General features: G+C 55.9%; 25 protein-coding genes and 1 tRNA gene. 8 read left to right on the plus strand and 18 right to left on the minus strand.

All coding sequences use genetic code 11. The features are described 5' to 3' along the window. Window positions 1-269: 269 nt before the first annotated feature. Window positions 270-2,012, plus strand: a complete 1,743-nt coding sequence (gene ushA, locus EA20_RS0113355) for a bifunctional UDP-sugar hydrolase/5'-nucleotidase UshA (RefSeq protein ID WP_024967313.1) — start codon at window positions 270-272, stop codon at window positions 2,010-2,012. Between the two features lie 44 nt (window positions 2,013-2,056). Here ushA and EA20_RS0113360 read toward each other — a convergent pair whose 3' ends face one another. Then, window positions 2,057-2,491 carry a multidrug/biocide efflux PACE transporter gene (locus tag EA20_RS0113360; RefSeq protein WP_024967314.1) on the minus strand — a complete coding sequence of 145 codons (435 nt, stop codon included), beginning with the start codon at window positions 2,489-2,491 and terminating at the stop codon, window positions 2,057-2,059. An 87-nt stretch (window positions 2,492-2,578) separates the two neighbouring features. Between EA20_RS0113360 and EA20_RS0113365 the strand changes: the two genes are divergently transcribed. Further along, on the plus strand, window positions 2,579-3,445 hold the full coding sequence (locus EA20_RS0113365) for a LysR family transcriptional regulator (RefSeq protein WP_024967315.1): 867 nt from the start codon (window positions 2,579-2,581) through the stop codon (window positions 3,443-3,445). A 45-nt stretch (window positions 3,446-3,490) separates the two neighbouring features. Here the strand turns inward: EA20_RS0113365 and ybaK are convergent, their stop codons facing one another. The 3 genes from ybaK to copA all read right to left on the minus strand — a co-directional run bounded on the left by ybaK (window position 3,491) and on the right by copA (window position 7,557). Then, entirely contained in the window at window positions 3,491-3,970 is a 480-nt protein-coding gene (ybaK, locus tag EA20_RS0113370) for a Cys-tRNA(Pro)/Cys-tRNA(Cys) deacylase YbaK (protein ID WP_024967316.1), read from the minus strand. 188 nt (window positions 3,971-4,158) lie between these two features. Then, a complete protein-coding gene (locus EA20_RS0113375; protein ID WP_024967317.1) occupies window positions 4,159-4,959 on the minus strand; it encodes a TraB/GumN family protein in 801 nt (266 codons plus the stop codon). Between the two features lie 87 nt (window positions 4,960-5,046). After that, window positions 5,047-7,557, minus strand: a complete 2,511-nt coding sequence (gene copA, locus EA20_RS0113380) for a copper-exporting P-type ATPase CopA (protein ID WP_024967318.1) — start codon at window positions 7,555-7,557, stop codon at window positions 5,047-5,049. 98 nt (window positions 7,558-7,655) lie between these two features. On the opposite strand from copA, the gene cueR reads away from it, so the two are divergent. Beyond that, a complete protein-coding gene (cueR, locus tag EA20_RS0113385; RefSeq protein WP_024967319.1) occupies window positions 7,656-8,081 on the plus strand; it encodes a Cu(I)-responsive transcriptional regulator in 426 nt (141 codons plus the stop codon). A gap of 68 nt (window positions 8,082-8,149) precedes the next feature. Here cueR and EA20_RS0113390 read toward each other — a convergent pair whose 3' ends face one another. From EA20_RS0113390 to tesA, 5 genes are all read right to left on the minus strand, one after another. Beyond that, complete coding sequence (locus tag EA20_RS0113390) at window positions 8,150-8,605, minus strand: NfeD family protein (protein ID WP_024967320.1); 456 nt, start codon at window positions 8,603-8,605, stop codon at window positions 8,150-8,152. Then, entirely contained in the window at window positions 8,605-9,519 is a 915-nt protein-coding gene (locus EA20_RS0113395) for an SPFH domain-containing protein (RefSeq protein ID WP_024967321.1), read from the minus strand. The genes EA20_RS0113390 and EA20_RS0113395 overlap by 1 nt, the downstream gene beginning before the upstream one ends. 98 nt (window positions 9,520-9,617) lie before the next feature. After that, window positions 9,618-10,475 (minus strand): co-chaperone YbbN, encoded by an 858-nt coding sequence (locus EA20_RS0113400; protein ID WP_024967322.1) that lies wholly within the window; start codon window positions 10,473-10,475, stop codon window positions 9,618-9,620. Window positions 10,476-10,552: 77 nt separating this feature from the next. After that, window positions 10,553-11,326: an SDR family oxidoreductase gene (locus tag EA20_RS0113405; RefSeq protein WP_024967323.1), complete on the minus strand. Its 774-nt coding sequence runs from the start codon at window positions 11,324-11,326 to the stop codon at window positions 10,553-10,555. Window positions 11,327-11,357: 31 nt separating this feature from the next. Continuing rightward, the gene (gene tesA, locus EA20_RS0113410) at window positions 11,358-11,981 is read right to left on the minus strand and encodes a multifunctional acyl-CoA thioesterase I/protease I/lysophospholipase L1 (RefSeq protein ID WP_024967486.1); all 624 of its coding nucleotides are present in this window, start codon (window positions 11,979-11,981) and stop codon (window positions 11,358-11,360) included. On the opposite strand from tesA, the gene ybbA reads away from it, so the two are divergent. The 3 genes from ybbA to EA20_RS0113425 all read left to right on the plus strand — a co-directional run bounded on the left by ybbA (window position 11,952) and on the right by EA20_RS0113425 (window position 15,871). Further along, on the plus strand, window positions 11,952-12,638 hold the full coding sequence (gene ybbA, locus EA20_RS0113415; protein WP_024967324.1) for a putative ABC transporter ATP-binding protein YbbA: 687 nt from the start codon (window positions 11,952-11,954) through the stop codon (window positions 12,636-12,638). The two genes, tesA and ybbA, sit on opposite strands and share 30 nt — an antisense overlap. Beyond that, window positions 12,635-15,052 (plus strand): putative ABC transporter permease subunit YbbP, encoded by a 2,418-nt coding sequence (ybbP, locus tag EA20_RS0113420; protein WP_024967325.1) that lies wholly within the window; start codon window positions 12,635-12,637, stop codon window positions 15,050-15,052. The genes ybbA and ybbP overlap by 4 nt, the downstream gene beginning before the upstream one ends. A gap of 156 nt (window positions 15,053-15,208) precedes the next feature. Beyond that, on the plus strand, window positions 15,209-15,871 hold the full coding sequence (locus EA20_RS0113425; RefSeq protein ID WP_024967326.1) for an acyl-homoserine-lactone synthase: 663 nt from the start codon (window positions 15,209-15,211) through the stop codon (window positions 15,869-15,871). On the opposite strand, the gene EA20_RS0113430 is transcribed toward EA20_RS0113425, so the two are convergent. The 5 genes from EA20_RS0113430 to ppiB form a co-directional block, all read right to left on the minus strand. Beyond that, complete coding sequence (locus EA20_RS0113430; RefSeq protein WP_024967327.1) at window positions 15,833-16,576, minus strand: LuxR family transcriptional regulator; 744 nt, start codon at window positions 16,574-16,576, stop codon at window positions 15,833-15,835. The two genes, EA20_RS0113425 and EA20_RS0113430, sit on opposite strands and share 39 nt — an antisense overlap. 484 nt (window positions 16,577-17,060) lie before the next feature. Then, the gene (gene purK / locus EA20_RS0113435) at window positions 17,061-18,131 is read right to left on the minus strand and encodes a 5-(carboxyamino)imidazole ribonucleotide synthase (RefSeq protein WP_024967328.1); all 1,071 of its coding nucleotides are present in this window, start codon (window positions 18,129-18,131) and stop codon (window positions 17,061-17,063) included. After that, a complete protein-coding gene (gene purE / locus EA20_RS0113440) occupies window positions 18,128-18,637 on the minus strand; it encodes a 5-(carboxyamino)imidazole ribonucleotide mutase (protein ID WP_024967329.1) in 510 nt (169 codons plus the stop codon). The genes purK and purE overlap by 4 nt, the downstream gene beginning before the upstream one ends. Window positions 18,638-19,046: 409 nt before the next feature. Next, window positions 19,047-19,772 carry a UDP-2,3-diacylglucosamine diphosphatase gene (gene lpxH, locus EA20_RS0113450; RefSeq protein ID WP_024967330.1) on the minus strand — a complete coding sequence of 242 codons (726 nt, stop codon included), beginning with the start codon at window positions 19,770-19,772 and terminating at the stop codon, window positions 19,047-19,049. Continuing rightward, window positions 19,772-20,266 carry a peptidylprolyl isomerase B gene (gene ppiB, locus EA20_RS0113455; RefSeq protein WP_024967331.1) on the minus strand — a complete coding sequence of 165 codons (495 nt, stop codon included), beginning with the start codon at window positions 20,264-20,266 and terminating at the stop codon, window positions 19,772-19,774. Before ppiB ends, lpxH begins: the two co-directional genes overlap by 1 nt. Before the next feature lie 232 nt (window positions 20,267-20,498). Here ppiB and cysS point away from each other — a divergent pair, with 232 nt between their 5' ends. Then, complete coding sequence (gene cysS / locus EA20_RS0113460) at window positions 20,499-21,887, plus strand: cysteine--tRNA ligase (protein ID WP_024967332.1); 1,389 nt, start codon at window positions 20,499-20,501, stop codon at window positions 21,885-21,887. A 28-nt stretch (window positions 21,888-21,915) separates the two neighbouring features. Here cysS and malI read toward each other — a convergent pair whose 3' ends face one another. The 4 genes from malI to folD all read right to left on the minus strand — a co-directional run bounded on the left by malI (window position 21,916) and on the right by folD (window position 25,866). Further along, window positions 21,916-22,932 carry a Mal regulon transcriptional regulator MalI gene (gene malI, locus EA20_RS0113465; RefSeq protein WP_024967333.1) on the minus strand — a complete coding sequence of 339 codons (1,017 nt, stop codon included), beginning with the start codon at window positions 22,930-22,932 and terminating at the stop codon, window positions 21,916-21,918. Between the two features lie 84 nt (window positions 22,933-23,016). Beyond that, on the minus strand, window positions 23,017-24,516 hold the full coding sequence (locus EA20_RS0113470) for a PTS transporter subunit EIIC (protein WP_024967334.1): 1,500 nt from the start codon (window positions 24,514-24,516) through the stop codon (window positions 23,017-23,019). A 271-nt stretch (window positions 24,517-24,787) separates the two neighbouring features. Then, window positions 24,788-25,000, minus strand: coding sequence for a ribosome-associated protein YbcJ (gene ybcJ, locus EA20_RS0113475; protein ID WP_024967335.1), 213 nt, complete (start codon window positions 24,998-25,000; stop codon window positions 24,788-24,790). After that, window positions 25,000-25,866 carry a bifunctional methylenetetrahydrofolate dehydrogenase/methenyltetrahydrofolate cyclohydrolase FolD gene (gene folD, locus EA20_RS0113480; RefSeq protein ID WP_024967336.1) on the minus strand — a complete coding sequence of 289 codons (867 nt, stop codon included), beginning with the start codon at window positions 25,864-25,866 and terminating at the stop codon, window positions 25,000-25,002. The genes ybcJ and folD overlap by 1 nt, the downstream gene beginning before the upstream one ends. A 183-nt stretch (window positions 25,867-26,049) precedes the next feature. Between folD and EA20_RS0113485 the strand changes: the two genes are divergently transcribed. Further along, window positions 26,050-26,126 (plus strand) — tRNA-Arg (locus tag EA20_RS0113485). Window positions 26,127-26,235: the final 109 nt, after the last annotated feature.

Raw genomic sequence — 26,235 nt, forward strand, 5'->3', positions numbered from 1 at the left:
AAGAGAAATCCATACTAAATGAGATAGTCATCCAAACTATGACGTCACTTTGCTGTAATGACGGAGAGGGCGTCGAAAAGCTCGTCATTGCGGCGTAAGGCACTCTGTAAATGCGGTCAGGCGCTGCTGGTAAAGGATGTTGCTGCAGAAATGTTTTTTTCTGATGACATTCCCATCAAAAAAGAGTCATACCAGGCGATGCTAACTGCGGTAAATTAGTCTCACCCGTTACGCTGTTGCGTTTACGTCGCTAAACAAGGAGATTCGTTGTGTATTTTTGTAAGAAGAGAGCGCTGCCCCTGTTAACCCTGGCGCTGTTCAGCCTGCCACTGGCGGCTCAGGCCTGGGTAAAAGATCGCGTCTATAAATTTACTATCCTGCATACCAACGATCACCATGGTCATTTCTGGCAGAACGAACGCGATGAATATGGCCTGGCCGCGCAGAAGACGATGATGGATAAAATCCGTTATGAAGTGCAGGCGCACGGGGGCCAAGTACTGATCCTCTCCGGCGGTGACATCAATACTGGCGTACCGGAATCCGATCTACAGGATGCGGAACCCGACTTTCGCGGCATGAACTTGATTGGCTATGATGCGATGGCGATCGGCAATCATGAATTCGATAATCCGCTGCCGGTGCTTCGTCAGCAGCAGAAATGGGCGAAGTTCCCGCTGCTTTCCGCCAATATTTACCAGAAAAGCACCGGCAAACGTCTGTTCGATCCCTATGCGATATTTAACCGGATGGGGCTGAAAATTGCGGTGATCGGATTGACCACCGATGACACGGCAAAAATCGGTAACCCTGAATACTTTACCGATATCGTTTTCCATAAGCCGGTAACGGAAGCGAAAGCGGTTGTGGAAGAGTTACGTAAAAATGAAAAACCGGACGTTATTATTGCCGCCACCCATATGGGGCATTACGACAATGGCCAGCACGGCTCCAACGCGCCTGGTGATGTCACGTTGGCGCGGGAGCTGCCTGAAGGTTATCTGAGCGTGATTGTTGGCGGACATTCACAGGATCCGGTCTGCATGGTCAAAGAGAATGTGAAGCAGGTGGACTATGTTCCCGGTACGCCTTGCCAGCCCGATCGGCAGAACGGCACCTGGATCGTTCAGGCGCACGAATGGGGTAAATATATTGGTCGTGCTGACTTCAGCTTTGTTAACGGCAAGCTTACGCTGGAGCACTACGAGCTGGTGCCCATTAACCTGAAGCGTAAAGTCAAAAATGATGATGGCACCAGCAGTTGGGTCAACTACGCCGAAGAAATTCCTAAAAATCCCGGCATGGTGAAGCTGCTTATGCCTTATCAGAAAAAAGGTGAAGCGGCGCTGGCGGTCAAAATTGGCAGCGTCAAAGGCCGGCTGGAGGGGGATCGCAGTAAGGTGCGTTTTGTTCAGACTAACCTGGCGCGCCTGATCCTGGCTTCCCAGATCGAGCGTACCCAGGCGGATTTCGCCGTCATGAGCGGCGGCGGCATCCGTGACTCAATCGAAGAGGGCGCGATTACCTACAAGGATGTGCTGAAAGTGCAGCCCTTTGGCAATACCCTGACCTGGGTCGAAATGAGCGGAAGTGAAGTGGAAAAATATCTGGCTAAAGTTGCGAATATCCAGCCCGATTCGGGCGGCTATGCGCAGTTTGCGAATGTCAGCCTGACGGCAGACGGCACAGGCGTCAGTAATATCAAAATCAAAGGTGAACCGCTTCAGGCGGAGAAGACCTACCGCATGGCGACGCTTAGCTTTAACGCGACGGGCGGCGACGGCTATCCCGCCGTGGATAAACTGCCGGGCTACGTGAATACCGGATTCGTCGATGCCGAGGTGCTGAAACAGTATATTCAGAACCATTCACCGCTGGATGCGGCGGCTTTTGAACCTCATGGTGAAATCGTTCACCAGGAAAAGGCCGCCGCTAAACCGGAGGAGGAAAAGGCGGCTCCGCCGAAGAAGTGGCGACTGCCTAAAATCCTGATGGCGATGCATCAGCCGTAACAGACGACAAAGGCGCCGGGTTGGGCGCCTTTGGTTCGCGGTAGTCAGACGCGGCACGTTTTGCGCTGTGTCCACCAGCCGCGCAGTTTGTCATAAAGCCAGTTATAGACCACGGTATAGGGCAGATAGAACAGGAAGAAAGCGACTTCCAGTAAGAACGCCTGCCATAATGTTGTGCCCAGCATATAAGCCGCCACCGGCAAACCGATCAGAATAAAACCGCCTTCAAACCCCAGGGCATGCCCGATACGCAGTTTCAGGCTGCGTCCTGCTTCACCACGCGGAAAAAGGCGATCGAAGCCAGCGTTATAAATCATGTTCCAGAGCATCGCCACCGTGGAGAGCATGATCGCCAGCGCGCCCATCTGAAACAGGGGCTTATCCAGCGCCCAGGCGGCGGCCGGCGCGACGATCAGCAGCGCCATTCCTTCGTAACCTACAGCGTGAAAAACGCGCTCTTTAAGCGTCCAGGTACGCATAAATCCTCCTCAATCATCAATGCGGCTATTCTGGCGCGATATTTTGCTAAGATAAAATGATTATCCATCTAAAAAAGCGATAGAAGTATGCGTTATTCACCGGAATCCCTGGAGGCTTTTGTACATACCGTAGAGTGTGGATCCTTCTCCGCTGCTGCCCGGATGTTGCGAAAAAGCCAGTCAACGATCAGTACCGCCGTGGCAAACCTGGAAGCCGACCTGGGCTTCGCGCTGTTCAGTCGCGATGCCCGGCTGCCGGTATTAACGGACAATGGCCGGCGGGTGCTGGCCCAGGTCAGGGAGATACTGGCGGCCAGTGCGCAACTGGACGATCTGGCTGTACGGCTGGCAGGAGAGACAGAACCCTGTCTGAGCCTGGCGATCTCCGATTTCTGGCCTGCTGATTACCATGCTTCGCTGCTGCAGCGTTTTGCCGGACGTTATCCTGATATCGAATTTGAATGCATGGTGGCGGAAGATGCCGATATTATCGATCTTCTTGAAGTTGGCCGAGCGCATCTGGGCGTGATCCGCGTTCAGCCAGATTATCCGCCGGGCATTGTCACCAGCCGGCTGCAGGTTAAAACGGAAATGGCGCTGTTTCTCCATCAGGATCACGCACTTTCTCAGCGGGAGAAGGTGACGGAAAGCGATCTCAAAACGGTCAGGCAGCTTTGCCTGAACACCTGGATTGAAAAGGAGCGCTACCAGCCCGGTAACGTCTGGTCCGCACCTTCCTACTGGCTATTGCTGGAGATGGCGGAACAGGGGTTCGGCTGGAGCATACTGCCGCGCTGGATGCCGCAGCAGTTTGGTCATAACGTGCTGAAAGAACTGCCTGTCACCGGCTGGCCGCAGCGGATCTCAGTCGATGTTGCCTGGTCGAAGCGGACCCCTCCCGGCCCGGCAGGACGCTGGATGATCGAACAGCTGATGGCGCAGCGCGCCCTTTAGCGCCTGACGATACAGGATCGTCAGGCAAGTTGGAGCTGGCGTGGATTAAGCGTGGCGGGCGATAGCGGCAAAGTCGGCGTTGAGAAGATCCGCCAGATCCTGCGGCGAGAGTTCGATCTCAAGCCCACGTTTGCCGCCGGAAACAAATACCGTATCAAAGGCGCCTGCCGGAAGATCGATGACGGTAGGCAGGCGCTTTTTCTGGCCCAGCGGGCTGATGCCGCCCAGCAGATAGCCGGTCGTACGCTGAGCAATTTGTGGATCGGCCATTTCCACTTTTTTGGCACCTAGCGCTTTTGCCACATTTTTGAGATCGAGCTGGCCAGCCACGGGCGTGATGGCCACCGCCAGCGTTTTATTATCGCCATTCAGCGCCACCAGCAGTGTTTTATAGACTCTGTCGGCATCCAGGTTCAGCTTGCGGACGGCCTCATCGCCAAAGTGCGTATCGCTGGGATCGTGCTCATAGCTATGAAGCTGGAAGGGAATTTTATGTTTTTCGAGTAACTTTACCGCTGGCGTCATCTGGACGGTCCTATTGTCAGGTTATGGCCGGCGTCCGGCACATTAAAAGAGAAAACAGTGGCGAAAATTCAGCCTTTGAGCGACAATCAGCCTCCCATCAGCAACCCGGTTGCGATGGACAACTAAAATCATAAAAAATTTTACTTTGACGGGCCAATAGTGATATTGGCCTTTTTTTTAAGCTTTTTTCAGGCGTTTTTCAGCAAGCCGGGTAGATTACCCTCGCCGTAAAGATGCAGCGCGCCGACCGCGACCACATAATTACCTGGCTTCAGCGCCCTGAGCGCCAGGCTCCACTCCCGGTTACGCTGAAGCATCAGCACATCATTCAGGGTAGTGTTAAACGTGCCGGGTAACATCGTCTGGCTGGCGGCGGGCGGTCTCTCCAGCCACCAGCTAATCATGGTTTGCAGAAGGCGGGCGTTTGTATTCCAGTGTCTGAAGGTATCCTGAAGCAGGGAGAGCCCGTTATCCGGTAGCGCCTTTAGTAGCGCGAGCTGGGTTTCCGGCCCTTCCAGCTCGATGACCGGCTTCTGCTGTGCGCGCGCCGCTTTCAGCAACTGGTAATCAATGCCGTAATCCGCCCTCAGCCCCAGGCGCTGCGCCTGCTGGGACTGCAGCATCAGCGCCACCTGCCAGGCGGGTAGCCGGTCTGCGGCTTCAGCAGCGATACCAACCTCATCACATAAGCGATGAAAGGTCGTCAGCTCATCCACATTCAGGCGCTCTGCCAGCGGCGGACAGCGTTCACTTTCGCAAAAAGGTGAGGCACCATGGGTGATATCTGCTTCCACGATCAGCGCATCGGCAGCGGTGAGCTGCTGTTGCAGCTTCGCTGGCAGCGGCATCATGCCCTCGGTACCCATATGAATACTGCCCACCAGATGCAGCCTGCTTTCTCCCACCCTGAGATCCTGCGCCGGATAGGTGTAGCGCACCGGCGATAGTTTCCGCCACAGTTCCGTCGCCTTACGCCGTAGTGTTGCCATGATCCCGTCTCCTGTCCGTTATCAATCCATGCTAACGGTTTAGGGCGCTCAGGAACAGCGTTACCGGGACGGTGGCGGTTCGTCTGCTCACTCAGCCGGAGGCCGGTAGCGGATGAGACGATTGGCGTTACTGACCACCGTGATCGATGAGAGCGCCATTGCGGCACCGGCCACGATCGGGCTGAGCAGCGTACCGGTGAGGGGATAGAGCACCCCGGCCGCCACAGGAATGCCGATCGCGTTATAGATAAATGCACCCAGTAAGTTCTGTTTCATATTACGCAGGGTCGCTTTGGCGATGGCCAGCCCATCCACCACTGCGTTCAGGTCATGCCGCATCAGCGTGATCGCCGCCGTTTCAATCGCCACATCGCTGCCGCCGCCCATAGCGATACCCACGTCAGCCAGCGCCAGCGCGGGCGCGTCATTAATACCATCGCCGATCATCGCAACCTGTTCACCTTTTTGCTGAAGTCCGACAATGGCTCTGGCTTTACCGTCGGGCAGCACGCCAGCGATAACGTCGTCCAGACCTGCCTCGCGTGCAATAGCGTTGGCGGTTATTTCGTTATCGCCGGTCAGCATGACCAGCCGGTATCCCAGGTTGCGCAGTCGTTGCAGCGCCGTCACGCTTTCCTGACGCAGCGGATCGCGGATGGCAAACAGCGCGACGACTTTGCCGTCAGCCGCCAGCAGCACGGGCGTCGCGCCCTGGTCCGCCTTCTCCTCCAACTGAGCGGAAATGGCTGAAGTTTCGATCTGCTGCTGCGTCATCAGCGCACTGTTGCCAAGCCAGAGAGAAGTGCCAGCAACCTTGCCGCTGACGCCCAACCCACCAAGGGTACGGAATTGCGTCACTTCCGGCGGCGTCAGCTGCCCGGCACGTTCAAGGATGGCGTGAGCCAGCGGATGCTGAGAACCTTGCTCCAGCGCTGCGGCCCAGGAGAGGGCCTGCGCTTCGGTCACGCCGTTAAAAAGCGCGATCTCCACGACCTGCGGTTTGCCTTCGGTTAGCGTTCCGGTTTTATCAAATACCAGCGTGGTGAGCGTGCTGGCACGCTGTAGCGCATCGGCATCACGTACCAGTACGCCAAACTCGGCAGCACGTCCTACGCCTGCGATAACCGACATCGGCGTGGCGAGTCCCAGCGCGCAGGGACAGGCGATAATCAGCACCGTTGTCGCTATCACCAGCGTATAGGCTAGCTGCGGAGCAGGGCCGAAAAAGTACCAGATCGCCGCGCTCAGCAGGGCAATAGCCACCACTACCGGCACAAAGACGGCTGAAATCCGGTCGGCAAGCTGCCCGATCTCAGGTTTACTGCTTTGCGCCTGACGCACCAGATTAATGATGCGCGACAGCGTGGTATTACGGCCTACGGCGCTGGCAGTGAACAGCACGCTGCCGTCCTGCATCACCGTACCGGCATGCACTTCATCGCCAGTGGTTTTCTGCTGAGGTATGGCTTCTCCGGTCAGCATAGCCTCATCCAGCCAGGCTTCCCCCTGAATGATAACGCCGTCAACGGGAACCCGATCGCCCGTGGTCAAGCGCAGCGTCATCCCGGGCTCAACCTCGCTCAGGGGAGCGGTTTTCTCACCCGCGTCCGTAACCACCCGGGCGACGGGCGGCGTCAGATCCAGCAGGCGTTCCAGCGCCTGAGAGGAGCGCTGGCGCGCGCGCTGCTCCAGCATATGACCAAGGTTAATCAGACCTATAATCATGACGCTGGCTTCATAATAGAGATGCCGCGCTTCGTGAGGCACGCTGTCCGGCCAGAGGTTGACGCCCATCGAGTAAATCCAGGCCGCGCCGGTGCCAAGTGCCACCAACGTATCCATCGTGGCCGTGCCCTGCATCAGGCTTTTCGCGGCGCTGCGATAAAAGTGTCCACCGGCGACAATCATTACCAGCAGCGTTACCACACCAGCGATCAGCCAGCCGCTGCGGTTACTTGCCGTCAGCATCATATTGTCGCCGATCATGCCCCAGCCCATCATCGGGATGCCCAGCGCCAGCGCCAGGATGGCCTGCCAGCGAAAACGGCGCATGGCATCACGTGCCGTTTTCTGCTGTTTTTCACGACGCTTGCTGTCATCTTCAATGATTTCTGCGCCATAACCTGCGCGTTTGACGGCGTCGATCAGCGCATCCGCTTCAGCCTGACCGGTGACCAGCGCGCTGCGTTCTGCAAGGTTAACGCGCGCGTGGCCGACGCCGGAGACGCCTTGCAGCGCCTTTTCCACCCGGCTGACGCAGCTGGCGCAGCTCATCCCCTCGATTAAAAGATGGAAGCTGTCGGTTGTCTCTGCCGGAAGCGTTTCGGCGGCCGCTGTCAGCGCTTCCGGCTGAGATTCTGAGTCTGTCAGCGGATCAGGCTTTGGGGAGGTGTCGTCCTGTTTCAGGCTGGCATGATAGCCCGCCTGCTCAACGGCGGCGATAAGGTCGTCCGCGCTGGCGCTACCGCTGATACGTGCCTCTTCGAGCGTAACCTCCGCCTGTAAAACATCCTCACGCTGTTCCAGCGTCTCTTTTACCCGTTTCACACAATGACCGCAGGACAGGCCGTCCAGCGTCAGTAACGTAGTCTGTGACATAGTAAATACTCCTGAAAGTGCAGTTTGACCCCTTGCGGGATTTGCAGTAGTTATAAAGCTTAAACCTTCCATCAAGGGGAAGGTCAAGGAGAGCGCAAATGAATATCAGCGATGTGGCGAAAAAAACCGGCCTGACCAGTAAAGCGATCCGGTTCTATGAAGAGAAGGGGCTGGTCACGGCGCCGCTGCGGAGTGAAAACGGCTACCGCAGCTACACGGCTAAACATCTCGAAGAACTGACGCTTCTGCGTCAGGCCAGGCAGGTGGGATTTACGCTGGAAGAGTGTCGCGAGATGATTAGCCTGTTCAACGATCCGCACCGCCACAGCGCCGATGTAAAGGCCCGGACGCTGACGAAAGTGGCTGAAATCGAGTCGCATATTCTTGAGCTTACGCAGATGCGCGAAAGGCTGCTGGCGCTGGCGGAGAGCTGCCCGGGAGATGAGGGAGCCGACTGTCCGATCATCAATAACCTCGCCGGCTGCTGTCATACGGCATCTGCAGAAAAAGCCCGTCGTGCCTGAGGCGGTACACGGGCTTCTCTGACTGAGGCGGTCCCGCTCCTGAATGTTGTCAGCGGTTAGAATGGGCGTTATTGCCGATCCTCACGGACGATCTTCAGCGTGATCCCCTCAATCGCCACCACCACCACCGGCGTACCTGCCGGATAATCTTCCGCGGCCTGCACCCGCCAGCTGCTGTCACCCACTTTTACATGGCCGATGCCGCCCTCCAGCGCCTCACTCAGCGTCAGCCGTTGTCCGATAAACTGATTACCGCGCTGATTAAGGGCGTTCTGAGGTTGATTGCGCACCCGCCCCTTCAGCCAGCGATACCACCATAACGCGGAAAGTATCGTCAGCAGCGCAAAACTGAGCCCCTGCCACTCCCAGGGAAGGGGTACCAGCCAGACCAGCAGGGCGACCAGCACCGCCGCGATGCCGCTCCACAGCAGGTAGCCGCTGGCACCCAACATTTCAGCAGCCAGTAACACGCCGCCAAGCGTCAGCCACAGTCGCCAGGGATTGGCTAACAGATCGGAAAGCATCACCGGCTACGCTCTTTTTTCGTTTCATTAAGCAGCTCGGCGATCCCTGCAATCGAGCCCATCAGGCTGCTGGCTTCCAGCGGCATCATAACCATTTTGCTGCTGCTGGAGGTGCCGATTTTTTGCAGCGCCTCAGTATAATTCTGCGCCACAAAGTAGTTGATCGCCTGGATATCACCGGCGGCGATCGCCTCGGATACCATTTTCGTGGCGGCAGCCTCCGCTTCTGCGCTGCGCTCCCGCGCTTCAGCCTGTAAAAAAGCTGACTGTCTTTCACCTTCCGCCTTCAGGATCTGCGACTGCTTTTCACCCTCTGCGCGCAGAATTGCGGCCTGCCGGACACCTTCTGCTTCCAGAATATCGGCCCGCTTGTTTCGCTCAGCTTTCATCTGGGCGTTCATTGAGGCAATCAGTTCGGCGGGCGGACGCACGTCGCGTATCTCAATGCGGGTGATCTTCACGCCCCAGGGATTGGTGGCCTCATCGACAATCCGCAGCAGCCGCGTATTGATGTTGTCGCGCTGCGAAAGCATTTCGTCCAGCTCCATGGAGCCCAGCACCGTGCGCATATTGGTCATGGTGAGATTGACGATAGCCAGCTCAAGGTTGCTGACCTCATAGGCGGCGCGAGGAGCATCGACTACCTGAATAAAGCAGACCGCGTCAATGGTCACGCTGGCGTTATCTTTAGAGATAATTTCCTGCGAAGGGATATCGAGTACCTGCTCCATCACATTGATTTTGCGGCCCACGCGATCCATAAAGGGAATGACAAGGTTAAGGCCGGGTTGCAGCGTAGTGGTGTAGCGGCCAAAGCGTTCCACCGTCCACTGATATCCCTGAGGGACGATTTTAATGCCTGCCCAGACGAGGATCAGGGCAAGGACCACAATGACGGGTATTACTGTCAGCATATAACCTCCGGACTGTTAATAGCAGGGCCGACTCATTCGGCCCTGTCCCGCGGTGTTCAGATCACGTCGGGGCGTGAACGGCCATTCACAGCCGTGAATCAGTAGAGCAGCGAATAGAGCTGACGACGATACTTCGCGGCCAGCGCATCACCGGTACCCAGCGCGGCCAGAATTTCCTGAAGTATCTTACGCGCCTCGCCCTCAGCCGCGCCAAGATCTTTTTGCAGATGCGAGAACAGCAGCGCCAGCGCCTCTTCGTTGCGTCCCACCTGATGAAGCTGGATCGCCAGTTTAGTGGCGAGCTGCGCATTGTCAGGATCGGCTTCTATCTGCTGCTGAAGCTCCTGAATTTCCGGCGTGTCGGCTGCCTGTTTCAGCAGATCAATCTGCGCAATCAGTCCCTGATAGCGGGTATCTTTATCCTGCAACGGCACAACGCTCAGTACGGCTTCCGCTTCGTCGCTGCGGTTGAGCGCAATCAGCGCCTCCGCCAGCAGGAAGCCCATTTCGCTGTTTTTGTTGCTCAACTGCCAGGCCTCTTTCAGCAGCGGCAGGGCATCCAGCACGTTTCCTTCCTGCATCAGACGCATGCCTTCCTGCGCCTTCAGCTCTTCTTCTTTCGGCAGCACCTTATGCAGCAGCGCCCGGATAGCCTCTTCCGGCTGCGGACCCTGGAAGCCGTCAACCGGCTGGCCGTTCTGGAACAGATAGACCGTCGGGATGGAGCGCAGGCCAAACTGCTGGGCAACGGCGGGCTCGGCGTCGCAGTCCAGCGTGGCCAGCACAAACTGGCCGGCATACTCCTGCGCCAGACGTTCCAGGACCGGCGTCAGCTCCTGGCAGTGCTGGCTGCGGGCTGACCAGAAGTAAAACAGGACCGGCACCTGCATGGACTGCTCAAGCGTCTGTTGCAGGTTAGTTTCGTTAATCGGGATAATGGCAGCTTGTAGTGACATAAATTCGTCTCGTTTTCTGGGTTTCTTACTCTATGGGGGCGCGCAGATGCGCTTCAAGTCCTGTTGTTGGCATCAGGCTATTTCCCGCGCAATATACGATCCAGCATCCAGCCCGGAAGCAACCGGCGCAACAGCGTCATCACATGGGCGACCAGGGTCACAGGATAGCGCAGACGGGGATGGCGGCTCTCTAAAGCATGGCGCAGCTTGGGTAAAATCGCTTCCGGCGGTAGGGTAAAACGTGCGGCGATGCCGGGATTTTTTACCGGCTTGTCCCGCTCGGCCTGGCTGACGTTATCGGTAAAGCGGGTTTTAATCGGGCCTGGCTCAATCAGGCTGACCCGGATGCCGCTGCCATGCAGTTCCATGCGCAACGCATCGGACCAGGCTTCAAGCGCGTATTTACTGGCGGCATAGGCGCCACGTCCCGGCGTGGAAATGAGACCTAACACCGAGCTGGTATTAATTATCCGGGCCTCGCCGCCCGCCCGTAAGGCGGGAAGCAGCAGCGTGGTTAACTGATGGGTGCCAAACAGATTCGTGGCGAACTGCTGTTCCAGCTGTTCGCGGGAAACCGAGGCCAGCGGGCCGTAAACGCCATAGCCGCCGTTGTTAAACAGCGCGAAAAGGCGATTATCGCAGAGCGAAATAATGGTCGCAGCCGCCCGCGTCACGCTTTGCCTGTCATTAAGATCCAGCTCAACGCCGGTAAATCCCAGCGCATTCATGCGCTGGACGTCCTCTGGCTTGCGACAGGCTGCCAGTACACGGTAGCCACGACGGAGCAGATCGTTGGCGGCGGCCAGGCCAATTCCGCTGGAACTCCCGGTAATCACGATATTTTTTTGCATAACTTTACCTCTGGATCCCGATGTAAGCGGTTTACTCATGCTTAACTAGGGGAGCCAGTTCTTTCGCCATCACCCCGGCGATAAACGGCTGGGCGTCAGGGTTTGGATGGATGCCATCCTGCTGCATCCATTCCGGTTTCAGATAGACCTGCTCCATAAAGAACGGCAGCAGCGGTATGGCGAACTCTTTCGCCAGTTTGGGGTAAATCGCGCTGAAGGACTCGGTATAACGGCGGCCATAGTTAGCAGGCAGGCGAATTTGCATCAGCAGCGGCTGCGCGTTAGCGGCCTTCACCTGAGTAATGATTTTGCTCAAATCCTGTTCGATGCGTTGCGGCGGGAACCCGCGCAGCCCATCGTTGCCGCCCAGTTCAATCAGTACCCAGCGCGGCTGATGCTGCTTCAGTAAGGAGGGCAGGCGCGCCAGCCCCTGAGTGGCGGTATCACCGCTTATGCTACCGTTAACAATCGTGGGCGATTTTTGCCATTTTTCATTGAGTAACGCAGGCCATGCTGCGGTCGCGGACATCCGGTAACCGGCGCTCAGGCTGTCGCCAAGTACCAACAGCGTATCCGCCGCCGCCGTGCGCAGCATCATCAGGGCCAATAATAACAGGAAAGGGTAATGCCAGCGGAAAACATTCTTGAAGTTCATCGTCTTAGTAAGTCCGTCGGTGAGGGTGAGCATCAGCTATCCATCCTTACCGGAGTTGAGCTGGTTGTCAAACCAGCCGAGACCATCGCCCTGATAGGCGAATCGGGATCGGGGAAATCAACGTTGTTAGGCATTCTGGCCGGTCTTGATGACGGGAGCGAAGGGGAAGTGTTTTTACTCGATCATCCCCTGCATCAGATGGATGAAGAGCAACGGGCCGATTTGCGGGCAAAAAGCGTCGGTTTTGTATTCCAGTCCTTTATGCTGGTGCCCACCCTGAACGCGCTGGAAAATGTGCAGCTGCCCGCGCTGCTGCGCGGCGAAAGCGATCGGCAGAGCCGTCAGCAGGCTCGTGAGCTGCTGGATCAACTGGGGCTGGGAGAACGGCTGACGCATATGCCTTCACAGCTTTCCGGCGGCGAACAGCAGCGGGTGGCACTGGCGAGGGCGTTCAGCGGTCGTCCGGCGCTGCTTTTTGCGGATGAACCGACGGGAAACCTTGACCGGAAAACCGGCGATCGCATCGCCGATCTGCTTTTTTCACTCAACCGCGATCTGGCTACCACGCTGATCCTGGTGACGCATGATGAGCAACTGGCGGCACGCTGCGATCGCCGGCTGCGGATGCGCGACGGCAAGCTGTGGGAGGAGGTATGATCTGGCGCTGGTTCTGGCGTGAATGGAAATCACCCTCGCTGCTGATTGTCTGGCTGGCGCTGACGCTGTCCGTGGCCTGCGTGCTGGCGCTCGGTTCGCTCAGTGACCGCATGGAAAAAGGTCTCAGCCAGCAAAGCCGGGACTTTATGGCGGGCGATCGCACATTACAAAGCGCCCGTGAGGTGCCGCAGGCGTGGCTTGATGAGGCCCGACGGGAAGGGTTAACGGTGAGCAGGCAGCTCACGTTTATGACCATGACGTTCTCTGGCGATACGCCACAGCTGGCGTCGGTAAAAGCCGTCGACGATCTTTATCCCATGTTTGGCCAGCTTTCCACCCAGCCTGCCGGGCTGAAGCCTGCGGCCGGAACGGTGCTGGCCGCGCCAAGGCTGATGGCGTTGCTTGATCTGAAAGTGGGCGGGAGCCTGGACGTTGGTGACACCACTTTGCAGGTGGCCGGGGAAGTTGTCCGGGAACCAGATACCGGGTTCAATCCCTTCCAGACGGCGCCACGCCTGCTGATGAATCTGGCTGACGTGGCCAAAACCGGGGCCATTCAGCCCGGCAGTCGCATCACCTGGCGCTATAAATTTGCCGGCGATCCCGCCGGGCTGAGCCGCTATGACAGCTATATCGAATCCCATATAGAGCCGCACCAGCGCTGGATCAGCGTGGAAAACTCGGAGGATGCGCTGGGCAGATCGATGCAGCGTGCCCAGAAGTTCCTGCTGCTCTCCGCGCTGCTGACGCTGATGCTGGCTATTGCCGCCGTGGCGGTAGCGATGAGTCATTACTGCCGCAGCCGCTACGATTTAGTGGCGGTACTGAAAACGCTGGGCGCTAATCGTGCCGCACTGAGAAAGCTGATTGTCGGTCAGTGGCTCGCCGTACTGCTGCTGGCGGCGGTGGCGGGAGGCGCGATCGGACTGGGCTTCGAAGCCGTGCTGCTGCAAATGCTTAAGCCTGTTCTGCCGGGCGAACTTCCGCCCGCCAGTGCCTGGCCGTGGCTGTGGGCTGTCGGCGCGCTATTTATCATTTCACTGCTGGTCGGGCTGCGACCTTATCGTTTGCTGCTGGCGACGCAACCGCTCCGGGTGCTGCGTTGGGACGCGGTTGCCAATGTCTGGCCGCTGAAATTCTATCTGCCAACGATGGCGGTGGTGGTGACAGGCCTGCTGGCGCTGCTGGTAGGCGGCAGTAAGCTGCTCTGGGCGCTGGTGGCGGGGATTGTGCTGCTCTCACTGCTGCTGGGCGGACTCGGCTGGGTGGCTCTGCTGCTGTTACGCCGCCTGCGCGTGCAGAATCTTGCTTTCCGGCTGGCGATCAACCGGCTGCTGCGCCAGCCCTGGACCACGCTCAGTCAGCTGGCTGCTTTCTCGCTGTCGTTTATGCTGCTGGCGCTGCTGCTGGTGATGCGGGGCGATTTGCTGGATCGGTGGCAGCAGCAGTTGCCTCCCGGCAGCCCGAACTATTTTCTGCTTAATCTGACGCAGGAGCAGGTGCCGCAGGTAAAAGCTTTCCTCGAAAGGCATCAGGTCGAACCGCAAACCTTCTATCCGATAGCGCGGGTCAGACTCACCGGAATAAATGACAAGCCTGCCGATCCTGCTCTGGACAGCGCGCTTCAGCGCGAGCTGAACCTTACCTGGCAGGCGCAGCTACCCGATCATAATCCGCTGACCGCAGGAAGCTGGCCACCGAAGAAGGGAGAAACGTCTATAGAGGAAGAGCTGGCAGAGCGCCTCGGTGTGAAGCTGGGCGATACGCTAACTTTTACCGGCGATACCCAGCAATTTAAGGCCAGAATCACCAGTTTCCGCCAGGTTGACTGGGAAAGCCTTAAGCCTAACTTCTTCTTCATTTTCCCGCCAGGCGCGCTGGACGGCCAGCCGCAAACCTGGCTGACCAGCTTCCGACTGGAGGGCAATAATACGCTGCTGGCCCAGCTGAACCGGGAGTTCCCTACGCTGAGCCTGCTTGATATCGGCGGCATTCTCCGGCAGATCGGGCAGGTGCTGGCGCAGGTCAGTCAGGCGCTGGAAATTATGGTGATTCTGGTAACGGCCTGTGGCGTACTGCTGCTGCTGGCGCAGATCCAGGTTGGTATGCGACAGCGCAGACAGGAACTTGTGGTTTACCGCACGCTCGGCGCAGGCAAAAAGCTGCTGAGAACCACCCTCTGGTGCGAGTTTGCTCTGCTTGGCGTGGTGGCCGGCGTAGCGGCAGCCATCGGCGCTGAGGCGGCGCTTTGGGGACTGCAGCGTAAGGTATTCGACTTTCCCTGGGAGCCGAACCTACTGCTCTGGCTGACGCTTCCTCTGACCGGTGCGGTTCTGCTTTCGCTGTGTGGCGGCTGGCTCGGCATTCGTCTGCTGAAAGGTAAGGCACTGTTCAGAAGCTATAATGCTGCGTAATATAGAGGCCAGTGAATACTGGCCTCTATCCTTTCCGGCCTGCTGTGTATTCGCTTCCGGCGGATGACTGTCCGGAAAATCTGCGTGTACCGTATCCTTTCTCAAGCAGGAGGGAAGATAATAAGGTGTGTATAGTGACCTCAGGGAATCATATCAATGTTAAATTTGCTTGATATCAATTACCAGTTTCTTACTGAAGTAAGAGGCAGGGAGCTGTTTACGCTCAGAAAGTCGGTGTTTAAGGACAGGCTTAACTGGATGGTAAACAGTGAAGATAATATGGAGTCTGATGAATACGATAACGATCTGACGACCTATATTTTTGGCATGTTCAACGATGTTTGTGTTTGCAGCCTGCGTTTTATTGAAACCCGTTACCCGACAATGATTACCGGAACCTTCAAATCTTATTTTAATGATTTTGATCTTCCGGATGGGAATTATATTGAAGCAAGCCGGTTATTTATTGATAAAGAACGGGTGCAGGCACTTAAACTTCGCCGCCAGCCAATCAGCACGCTACTTTTTCTGTCGATGATTAATTATGCAAGGCATTATAATTACGAGGGGATTTACGCGATTGTCAGCCATCCGATGTATCTTATTTTTAAAAGATCCGGCTGGAAGATAGAGCTTGTGGAACAGGGGCTGTCTGAGAAAGAGCAAAAAATCTATCTGATTTTTATGCCGGTGGATAAAGCGAATCAGCAGACGTTAATTGACGCGCTTCGTCTGAAGGACCCCCGGCTGAGCGACTGCAGGCTGGATAGCTGGCCGTTATCATTCCCCGTCATGAAGAATGGGGCGGATGAGCTTTAATTCAATTCCGAGCCTGATGGCATGTTTCGCATTGGTAACGCCCAGCTTTTTCACTGCGTTACCCATGTGATATTTTACCGTGGTCAGCTTAATCCCTAAGATTAACGCAATTTCCTGATAGGATTTACCAACGCTTGCCCAGTAAACGATCTCATTTTCCCGCTTTGAGAAAATCTCGCGGTTATTCATCTCCTCGAAATATTTCTTACCGGAGAGTTCCTGGTAGAGCAGGGTCAGTTTTTCATGCGTTTCGATAAGCAGCATCTGGATTTTATCGCGGTTCTCTTTAATCAGCTCTTCGATATTATCATCGCAGTGTTTATCCAGCATGATCGAAAGCACAATCAAATTATTATTGTGATCGTGCAGCACAAAGGTATAGCCATTGATAATGTCGTGATTTTTCGCCATATCAAATAACTTAGGAACCTTCACGCCTTTATTCAGCATGATGTTTTCATCCCAGGAAAAAGGCGTCATGCGGTAAAGCGCCGTGATCAAAACCGGATCGATAAACTGAAAGTTATTTTCTGTATAAACTTCGAACCACTCTTTACGGTTAGAGATGATCGAAAAATCCGCCGGATTACGTTTGCTCATAATGGCGTAGGCGTATTTGATGTTGTTGTACAGAGTCAGCTTTCTCTCCAGAAATTCCTGGATCGAGGCATTGATGGTTGAATTACTGAAAAACGTTTTGGCCATATAGCGATGTCCCTGGGTTTCTGAAACCTCCGTAACAACGTAATGTTAACATAATTTTATCGTTTAACCCAGGGTAACGGCAGTACCATTTTCTTGAAAGGACAAGGCGGGAAAGAGGAGGGGGTGGAACCAGTGCATAACACGAAAACAAAGTTAGTGATAAATAAAACTAATATTTTGTTGCCGTGTCAGGGTAGCAAAGGTTCCCCTGGTGTTGACGAAAAATAATTAAATAATTGTAATATATATAATTTTTATTAACTGCTGAGGTATACAATACTGAAGTTTTTCGAAAAAAAATAGCCATACTTAAGTACAGTTAAGCACTGTCCTTTTTGTTAACAGCCTGGGCTAATCACGTTATTTATGCGTGGCTGGTCGGGCTATCATCGTCAGGGTGATGAAAAATGAGGCAACCAGGTTGCCTCATTCTGCTGCGATACAAAAGGGTGATTGACCTCAGCACAGGTTCCCGACGGGCTTTCTATGACTTGAGGCGACCCACGGCCCATGCAATGCCGCTGGTATAGTCTTCAGGAAGCTGGGGGACAAGCGCTTCAAGCGCCGCCTGTAGTGCGCTGCTGCTGACATCTGAGAGATTCAGGTGGCCCACCTTACGGCCTGGCCTGACTTCTTTCTCATACCAGTGCAGGTGAATCAGCGGCTCATGCAGCCAGTTAAGGTTCACCGCTGTGCCAATCAGGTTCACCATTACCGCAGGGGAACTCACCACAGGCTCCGGCAGAGGCAGATTAAGAATCGCCCTCAGGTGCAGCTCGAACTGGCTGATGGAAGCGCCGTTCTGCGTCCAGTGGCCGCTGTTGTGAACGCGCGGCGCCAGCTCATTGATTAGCAACCCCTCCGGCACCACAAAACATTCCATCGCCATGACGCCAACATAGTTGAGCGTATTCATGATTGCGGAGAGCATGGTTTCTGCCTGCTGCTGGTGCGCCGGGTCCGGCTGGGGCAGGGCGACGCTGGCGCGCAGGATGCCATCCTGGTGGAGATTGTGCGTCAGCGGGTAGAAGACGGTGCTGCCATCATGCGCCCGTGCGCCGACCAGCGAGACTTCACCGCTGAAATTAATGCCCTGTTCCACTATGCAGTCGCCATAGCAGTCAGCGGACAGCGCGTCAGTTTCACCGGCGCGCAGACGCCACTGACCACGGCCGTCGTAGCCACCGGTACGGCGCTTCACGATCGCCAGCTCGCCCAGCGAAGCAAATACCTGCGGCCAGTCGGACGCTGCCGCCAGCAGCTGCCAGGGCGCCGTCGCCAGGCCAAGGCTGTCCAGCAGCTGTTTTTGCGTCAGTCTGTCGGCGAGACGGGGAAAAATATCGCGGTTAACAAAGGCGGTGTGGCTGGCCAGCTCGCGGGTCAGCGCCGTCTCCGGCCAGCGCTCAATTTCAGCCGTGATCACGCTTTGCTGGATCGGCAGCGCTTCCGGCTCGGCGTCCAGCCCGACAGGATAAACAGCAATACCCAGCGGCTCACCGGCCTGGCGCAACATGCGGCCAAGCTGACCGTTACCTAATACGCAAACCGGCTTCATGCTTCCTCCCGCGGATCGGGATTATTCAGCACTTCATCGGTCTGCGTCTGACGCCAGTGCGCCAGACGGGACGCGAGTTCCGCATCATGTATCGCCAGAATTTGCGCCGCCAGCAGCGCCGCATTGGCCGCGCCCGCCTTGCCTATTGCCAGGGTTCCGACCGGAATACCCCGCGGCATCTGTACGATGGAATAAAGACTGTCCACGCCACTCAGCGCCGCGCTCTGTACCGGTACGCCAAGCACCGGCACCAGCGTTTTCGCCGCCAGCATTCCCGGCAGATGTGCTGCACCACCCGCGCCGGCGATGATCACCTGAAAACCGTTATCCGCCGCCTGTTCGGCAAAACTGAACAGTTTATCCGGTGTCCGGTGGGCAGAAACCACTTCGCAGTGAAAAGGAACGGCCAGGCTGGTGAGGATCTCCGCAGCAAACTGCATGGTTGCCCAGTCACTTTTGGAACCCATAATAATGGCGATGCGGGCCGGTGCGGCGTTGGATGACATGCGGGTATGACTCCTGTGATAGACCAAACGTCATCGGAAAGTCCGCGCGGTTACAGGGCGGCTCTCTGACGGGAAGGGCAGAGAGAATACCATGCCTGTGCGGCCAGGAAAACGGTTGCGTCGCAGCAAAATCCATGGAAAACAGCTTTATCTGATGCCACCGGGTGAAGAGAGAGTCAGCCGTTTTTAGTTAATCCAGTCGTTAACCGTACGGCGTCTGACTTTTTTGTCTGGCCAGATTCACAATTAAACGCAGCAGGGCAGTGACAGGAGAAAATATTTCGCCAAAGGACATTGCCACTTCCAGAGGGTAAGTTCAGTTAACCTGATCCTTCACGATAATGAAAACAAGACAAAAGCCGACGCTGACAGAGTAAACCGCGCTAAGGGCAGGTGACAGCGCGGCTGTTCAGAATGGAAAAATAATTAATTCTGTTGCGGATGGCGTAACGCGGATCATCGATCCTTCCGTATGCCAGGCGCCCAGCACAAGGCGTTCGGCTGGCTGGCCGTTAATGTCCAGCTTGTGGACGGCAGGGCGATGGGTGTGCCCGTGGATCAGACAGTGAACCTGCTGGCGGGTCATGGTTTGGATTACCGCCGCGGGATTCACATCCATAATCGCGACATCTTTGCTGCTGTTGGCCTGTTTGCTGCCGGCCCGCATCCGCATGGCGATACGCTGGCGGACGAAGAGAGGAAGCGCGAGGAACAGCCGTTGCAGCCAGGGCTGATGCACTTTGCGGCGAAAACGCTGATAGCCTTCGTCGTCGGTACAGAGCGTGTCGCCGTGCATGATCAGCATGCGGCGGCCATACAACTCCAGTACCTGTTCTTCCGGCAGCAGGGAAAAACCGCTACTGCGGGCGAAGCGCTTACCGAGAAGAAAGTCCCGGTTGCCGTGAATAAAATAGCAGGGGGTGCCGTGCTGCTGAAGCTCGCGAAGCGCGGCGGCTATCTCAGCATGAAGCGGATCGGGATCGTCATCACCGATCCAGGCTTCAAACAGGTCGCCCAGTATATAGAGCGCATCGGCGTGCAGCGCTTCACGCCGTAAAAATGCATGAAAACCGGCAGTAATTGCCGGTTCTTCAGCGCACAGATGTAAATCTGCGATAAACAGCGTGTGGGACATTATTCGCTGACGGTGACTTTCTGGATCACAACGTCTTCTTTCGGCACGTCCTGATGCATACCGCTGCGGCCAGTGGCAACGCCTTTAATTTTTTCCACAACGTCCATGCCTTCCACCACTTCAGCGAAGACGCAGTAGCCCCAACCCTGGAGACTTTCGTCACGGAAGTTCAGGAAGTCGTTATCCGCCACATTGATAAAGAACTGCGCGGTGGCAGAGTGTGGCGCCTGGGTACGGGCCATCGCCAGCGTGCCTTTGGTATTTTTCAGTCCGTTATTAGCTTCGTTACGGATCTCTTCTTTAGTCGGTTTCTGCGCCATGCCCGGCTCGAAGCCGCCGCCCTGAATCATGAAGCCGTTGATAACACGGTGGAAAATGGTGTTATCGTAGAAACCTTCACGGCAGTAATCCAGGAAGTTTTTGACGGTTGCTGGTGCTTTATCGTCAAAGGTTTTGATAACGATATCGCCATGATTAGTCTGGAAAGTGACCATATTCTCATCCTGTAAAGGTTGAAGTGTTTAACGGTAAGCCGGTGTCAGCGCTGAGATCGCAGCCGCACGCTTTTAACAGACGGCTTTTATATCACAAAATCTGATGACGAGTCAGCCTCGCCGCAGAAAGGCATACCGGCATAGCCTTGCTTTGCGTGGCGCTTGCGTTAACAATACGTCAGAATACCAGTCTTCCTGGTTTATCCCGCACACGTTAAAACGGAATGTCTCAATGCTAAAGATTTACAACACCCTGAGTCGTCAAAAAGAGGAATTTACCCCTATTCATGCCGGAAAAGTCGGTATGTACGTGTGCGGCATTACCGTTTACGACCTCTGTCATATTGGCCATGGACGAACCTTCGTGGCGTTTGACGTGGTGTCGCGCTATCTGCGCTTCAGCGGTTACGACCTGAAGTATGTACGCAACATCACCGATATTGATGACAAAATCATCAAACGTGCCAATGAAAATGGCGAAACGGTCGAAGAGCTTACTAACCGGATGATCGCGGAGATGCACAAGGATTTTGCCGCGCTGAATATCCTGCCGCCAGATGAAGAGCCACGTGCAACCCGCTACATTGCGGAAATCATTGAGCTGGTCAGCAAGCTGATTGCCCGCGATCACGCCTACGTTGCCAGCAACGGTGACGTGATGTTTGCGGTTGAGAGCGATGCGGATTACGGTCTGCTGTCGCGACAGGATCTGGAGCAGCTTCAGGCTGGCGCCCGGGTAGAAGTGGCTGCTGACGTGAAGCGCAACCCGATGGATTTCGTGCTGTGGAAAATGTCAAAAGCCGGTGAGCCAAGCTGGTCATCGCCATGGGGTGAGGGGCGTCCGGGCTGGCACATTGAGTGCTCGGCGATGAACTGCAAACAGTTAGGTGAGCATTTCGACATTCACGGCGGCGGCTCGGATCTGATGTTCCCGCACCATGAAAATGAAATTGCCCAGTCTTCCTGCGCGCACGACGGTCCCTACGTTAACTACTGGATGCATTCAGGCATGGTGATGGTTGACCGTGAGAAAATGTCGAAATCACTGGATAACTTCTTCACCGTGCGCGACGTGCTGGCGCATTATGACGCGGAAACAGTGCGCTACTTCCTGATGTCCGGGCACTATCGCAGCCAGCTCAACTATGGTGAAGATAACCTGAAGCAGGCGCGCGCGGCGCTCGAACGCCTCTATATTGCCATCCGTAATACCGATGCTGACGCTGACGCGGCAGGCGGCGAAGCCTTCGAGGCCCGCTTCCGCGCTGCGATGGATGATGACTTCAATACGCCGGAAGCCTATTCCGTGCTCTTTGATATGGCGCGTGACGTAAACCGTCTGAAGGCAGAGGACATGCAGGCGGCCAACGGTCTGGCGGCCTCTCTGCGTAAGCTGGCTGGCGTACTGGGCCTGCTTGAGCAGGATCCGGAACTGTTCCTGCAAAGCGGCACAAAAGGCAGCGACGACGATGTGGCGGAAATTGAAGCGCTGGTTCAGATGCGCATCACGGCACGCCAGGAGAAAAACTGGGCGCAGGCAGATATCGCGCGCGACAAGCTTAACGAGCTGGGCATCGTGCTGGAAGATGGTCCGCAGGGCACCAGCTGGCGTCGTAAATAAAGGCATCAGGGGGCGAAAGTCCCCTTTTTTACGCCGATTCGCGGGTGATAAGCTGCCCCGAAAGCGTAATGCGCTGCGTTTGCAGTCCGGGTTCTTTCAGCTTGCGGATCATCAGCGCGGCGGCCTGGCGCCCGGACTCTTCACTGGCGGAGGAGACATACGTCAGTGAGGGAGAGGTCAGATTAACGTGCAGCATATCCTCAAAGCCAATCAGCGCGACCTGCTGGGTTAAAAACACATCTTTGCCGACGGTCCGGCCCACCTGATGGATGCCGGCGATCGACCCAATCATGGCGTCAGGTGAGTGGCAGAGCAGGGCGGTAAAGGTATTGTGATTCTCCAGCAGTTGCCGGGTGGCGATGCTGGCGGCCCGGGTATCCTCGTTGCAGGCGGGCGTCGCGTCCTCCCGTAAAACCAGACCATGCTGTTTCATCACGCTGCGAAAGCCGGCAAGCCGCTGCTGGCGTATCAGATCGCTTTCGGTACCGCCTATATAGGCGATATTGCGATGGCCACGTTCAATCAGGTAGCGCGTCGCCAGACTGGCTGCCTGACGATTGTCGCGCATCACCAGATTGCACTCATCTTCCAGCTGTAGCTGAGAAACCACCACCAGCGGCAGCGGGCAGTGGCGGATCTGCTCAGGCAGACGCGATGTCCGCGCATCGCAGGCCAGATAAATCACTCCGGCAACGCCCTGCTGTTTGAATGACAGCAGGCAGCGTTCAAGGTGCTCGCCGTCGTTAAGCGGCTGGCCAAGAAACACCATATAGCCCTGTTTTTCCAGCGCCTGAACAATGCTCGCCATCACTTTGATTGAAAAGCTGTCGCTGAAATCCCGCAGGATCAGCCCGATAAGGTTGGAGGTACTGGAGCGCAGGTTGGCGGCGGCGACGTTATGGATATAGCCAATATCGGTAATGGCAGCCTGTACTTTTTCGATGGTCGCGTCCGAAATTTTGCCCTTGCGGCGCAACACCAGCGAGACGGTGGAAACGGACACACCGGCGCGCTTTGCGACATCGATAATACTGACTTTCTTCAAGCTCCCTCCCTGAAAAGACACCTGTAACCGCCTGATATGACGACGTCTCCCAGCGTACAGGAGACGTGTCAGGCAGGCATCTTATTATTTACCTGTTATGTCAGACATGCTTTGAGCAATAAACTGTGCCCTCGCGCCAAAAATCACCTGAATGCCATTGTCGCCGACAAACACCACGCCGCGCGCGCCAAGACTGTTCAGGCCATCTCTGTCTACCATATCGCTCTTCGCCACTTCCAGACGCAGGCGAGTGATACAGGCGCCGACCGAGTCAATATTCTGTTTGCCGCCCAGCAGAGCGATGATTTCACCCGCCAGCTCTTTATCGGTTTTATCATCTGTCGTGGCGGTCACTTCGGTGCGGCCTGGTGTTTTAACATCGAACCGACGGATGACGAACCGGAAAGTGAAGTAATAAATCACCGCCATTGGCACACCGACAATCACGGCATTCAGGAAATTGGTCTGATAGCCATTGAAGGAAGGCAGGATGCCGAAGGAGATATAGTCAATCAGCCCGGCGGAGAATGACTTGGCAATGTGCGCATGCAGCAGATACATCGCCATATAAGCGACGCCAGCCATAATAGCGTTAAAGACGTACAGGATTGGTGCCACAAAGATAAAGGTAAACTCGACCGGCTCCGTAATGCCGGTCAGAAAGCAGGTCAGCGCCGCAGAAAAGAGAATACCTGAGGCGATTTTCTTATTTTTGGTATGGGCTTCGTGATACATCGCCAGGCAGGCGGCGGGCAGCGCGAACAGCATCAGCGGAAACTCGCCCTGCATAAACTTACCGGCATTCTGGTAGGTGTCGCTGCTGAAGGTTTTTTGTCCCTCTTCCAGCATCTTAAACCAGATAGTCTGATCGCCATGGATCACCTGGCCGCTCAGGGTCGTATAGTCGCCAAAGGAGTACCAGAAAGAGGGGTACCAGATATGGTGCAGGCCGAGCGGGATAAGCGCGCGCTCCACCAGGCCAAAGATAAAGGTGGAGGCGGCCTGATTATCACCATTGACTACCACGGATAGCGCATCGATGCCGGTCTGGACATGCTGCCAGACATAGGGCAGAAGCAGTCCCAGGATAAAGGAGAGGAACGCCGTGGCGATGGCCACAAAACGCTTGCCGGAGAAAAACCCAAGGAACTCAGGAAGTTGCAGTGTATGGAAACGGTTATAGCACCAGGCGGCGAGGATCCCGCAGATAAGCCCGCCAAACACGCCCATTTGCAGCGTCGGGATACCGACCACCATCGCATATTTCCCGCCCTGCGACGCCATCTCCGGCGTGATGCTTAACAGAGTACTGATGGTGATATTGGTAATAAATACCGATACGGCAGCGGAAAGGGCAGCGATGCCCGATTCTGACGCCAGCCCTACGGCAGAGCCGATGGCGAACAGCAGCGGCAGATTATCGAAAATCACGCCGCCCGCGTTCATCATCAGCGGCAGGTGAAACTTATCGCCGAAGGCCAGCAGTAGTCCCGCAGCGGGCAGTAAGGAAATTGGCAGCATCAGCGCGCGGCCAATCATAGATAACTTTGATAACGATTTAATAAACCCTGATATCAGACGCATGCTGACTTCCCCCCGAATGGCGCTTTTCACGCCCTGTTATTGTAAGTAGAACGTTTTAGTAGAACGTTCTACTCATCGTGAGAGAAGTCCGGTTTTGCTGCAACAGGATTTTGACATCCAGCAAGAGGAAATAGTGATACTTTGAAGTCGATCGGCAAATAACTTAAGGGATGCAGGGTGTAACGGGGGAAAAGGAGACGACAGCGGCTGCGCGCAACGGAAGGAAGAAGAATAATCTTTGCCCGGCGACGCCTGCCGCCGGGCACGGCTTTTACGCCGTAACGGTGATGTTCTGGCCTTCAAAACTCACGGACTGACCCGCGACGATTTTGCAGCGCTTGCGGGTTTCCACCTCGCCATCCACCTTGACCAGCCCCTCGGCGATGACGATTTTCGCCTGCGCGCCGCTCTCCACCCAGCCTTCCAGCTTGAGCAGATCGCACAGATCAACGTGTGGGTGCTTACCCAGAGAAAAAGTTGCCATTATTTTACTGCTCCATCATGAAAATCTTCGCATGCCTGTAGGGTGTTCTGAATCAGCGTGGCCACGGTCATCGGGCCGACGCCACCAGGCACGGGGGTAATAAAGGCGGCGCGGGCGGAGGCTGCTTCAAAATCCACGTCGCCCACCACTTTGCCGCTTTCCAGCCGGTTAATACCGACATCAATCACAATAGCGCCGGGCTTGATCCAGTCACCGGGAATAAAACCTGGCTTACCGACGGCGACAACCAGCAAATCGGCATTCTCCACGTGATGGCGCAGGTTTTTGGTAAAACGGTGCGTCACGGTGGTGGTGCAGCCCGCCAGCAGCAGTTCCATACTCATCGGACGGCCCACAATATTGGAGGCGCCAACCACCACCGCGTTGAGGCCGAAGGTATCGATATTATAGCGTTCCAGTAACGTCACGATGCCGCGGGGCGTGCAGGGACGCAGCTTGGGCGAGCGCTGGCAGAGACGACCCACGTTGTAGGGATGAAAACCATCAACGTCTTTAGACGGGGAGATGCTTTCCAGCACTTTGACGTTATCAATGCCCGCAGGCAGCGGCAGCTGCACCAGAATACCGTCGATCTCATGGTCGTTATTCAGCTTGTCGATCAGCGCAAGCAGCTCCGCTTCGCTGGTGGCGGCGGGAAGGTCGTAGGAACGTGAAACAAAACCGACCTCTTCACAGGCGCGACGTTTACTGCCGACATAAATTTGTGACGCCGGGTTTTCACCGACCAGAACGACGGCCAGGCCTGGAGCGCGTTTTCCGGCGGCGAGACGCTGCCCGACTTTTAGTGCAACTTCCTGCCGCACCTGCTGCGCAATCGTTTTACCGTCAATAATTTTTGCTGCCATCAGAGAAAGGATCCATCTGTGTTGAGTTAAAACGGGGAATGGGCGCTATTTTGTCAGAAGCGGGCGCTGCTGTCAGGCGGAGATTACGCGGGCATTGCTCAAGAGTGCAGCAACAGGACGCGCTTCGGAGTAAAATCGTTGACTCAGGAGGTTCGCACCGTATAATTCGACGCAGTTCCCCATGCGCCCTTAGCTCAGTTGGATAGAGCACCGGCCTTCTAAGCCGTAGGTCACAGGTTCGAATCCTGTAGGGCGTGCCAAATTCATATCAAGAGACGTCAACTGACGTCTTTTTTTATGCCTGAAATTCAGTAAATTAGCCTAGTATCAGGCATTCTAATTCAACCTGAGTCTATCGACGTAAACCCA

The sequence above is a fragment of the Pantoea sp. IMH genome, from assembly GCF_000599885.1.
Taxonomy (GTDB): Bacteria; Pseudomonadota; Gammaproteobacteria; order Enterobacterales; family Enterobacteriaceae; genus Erwinia.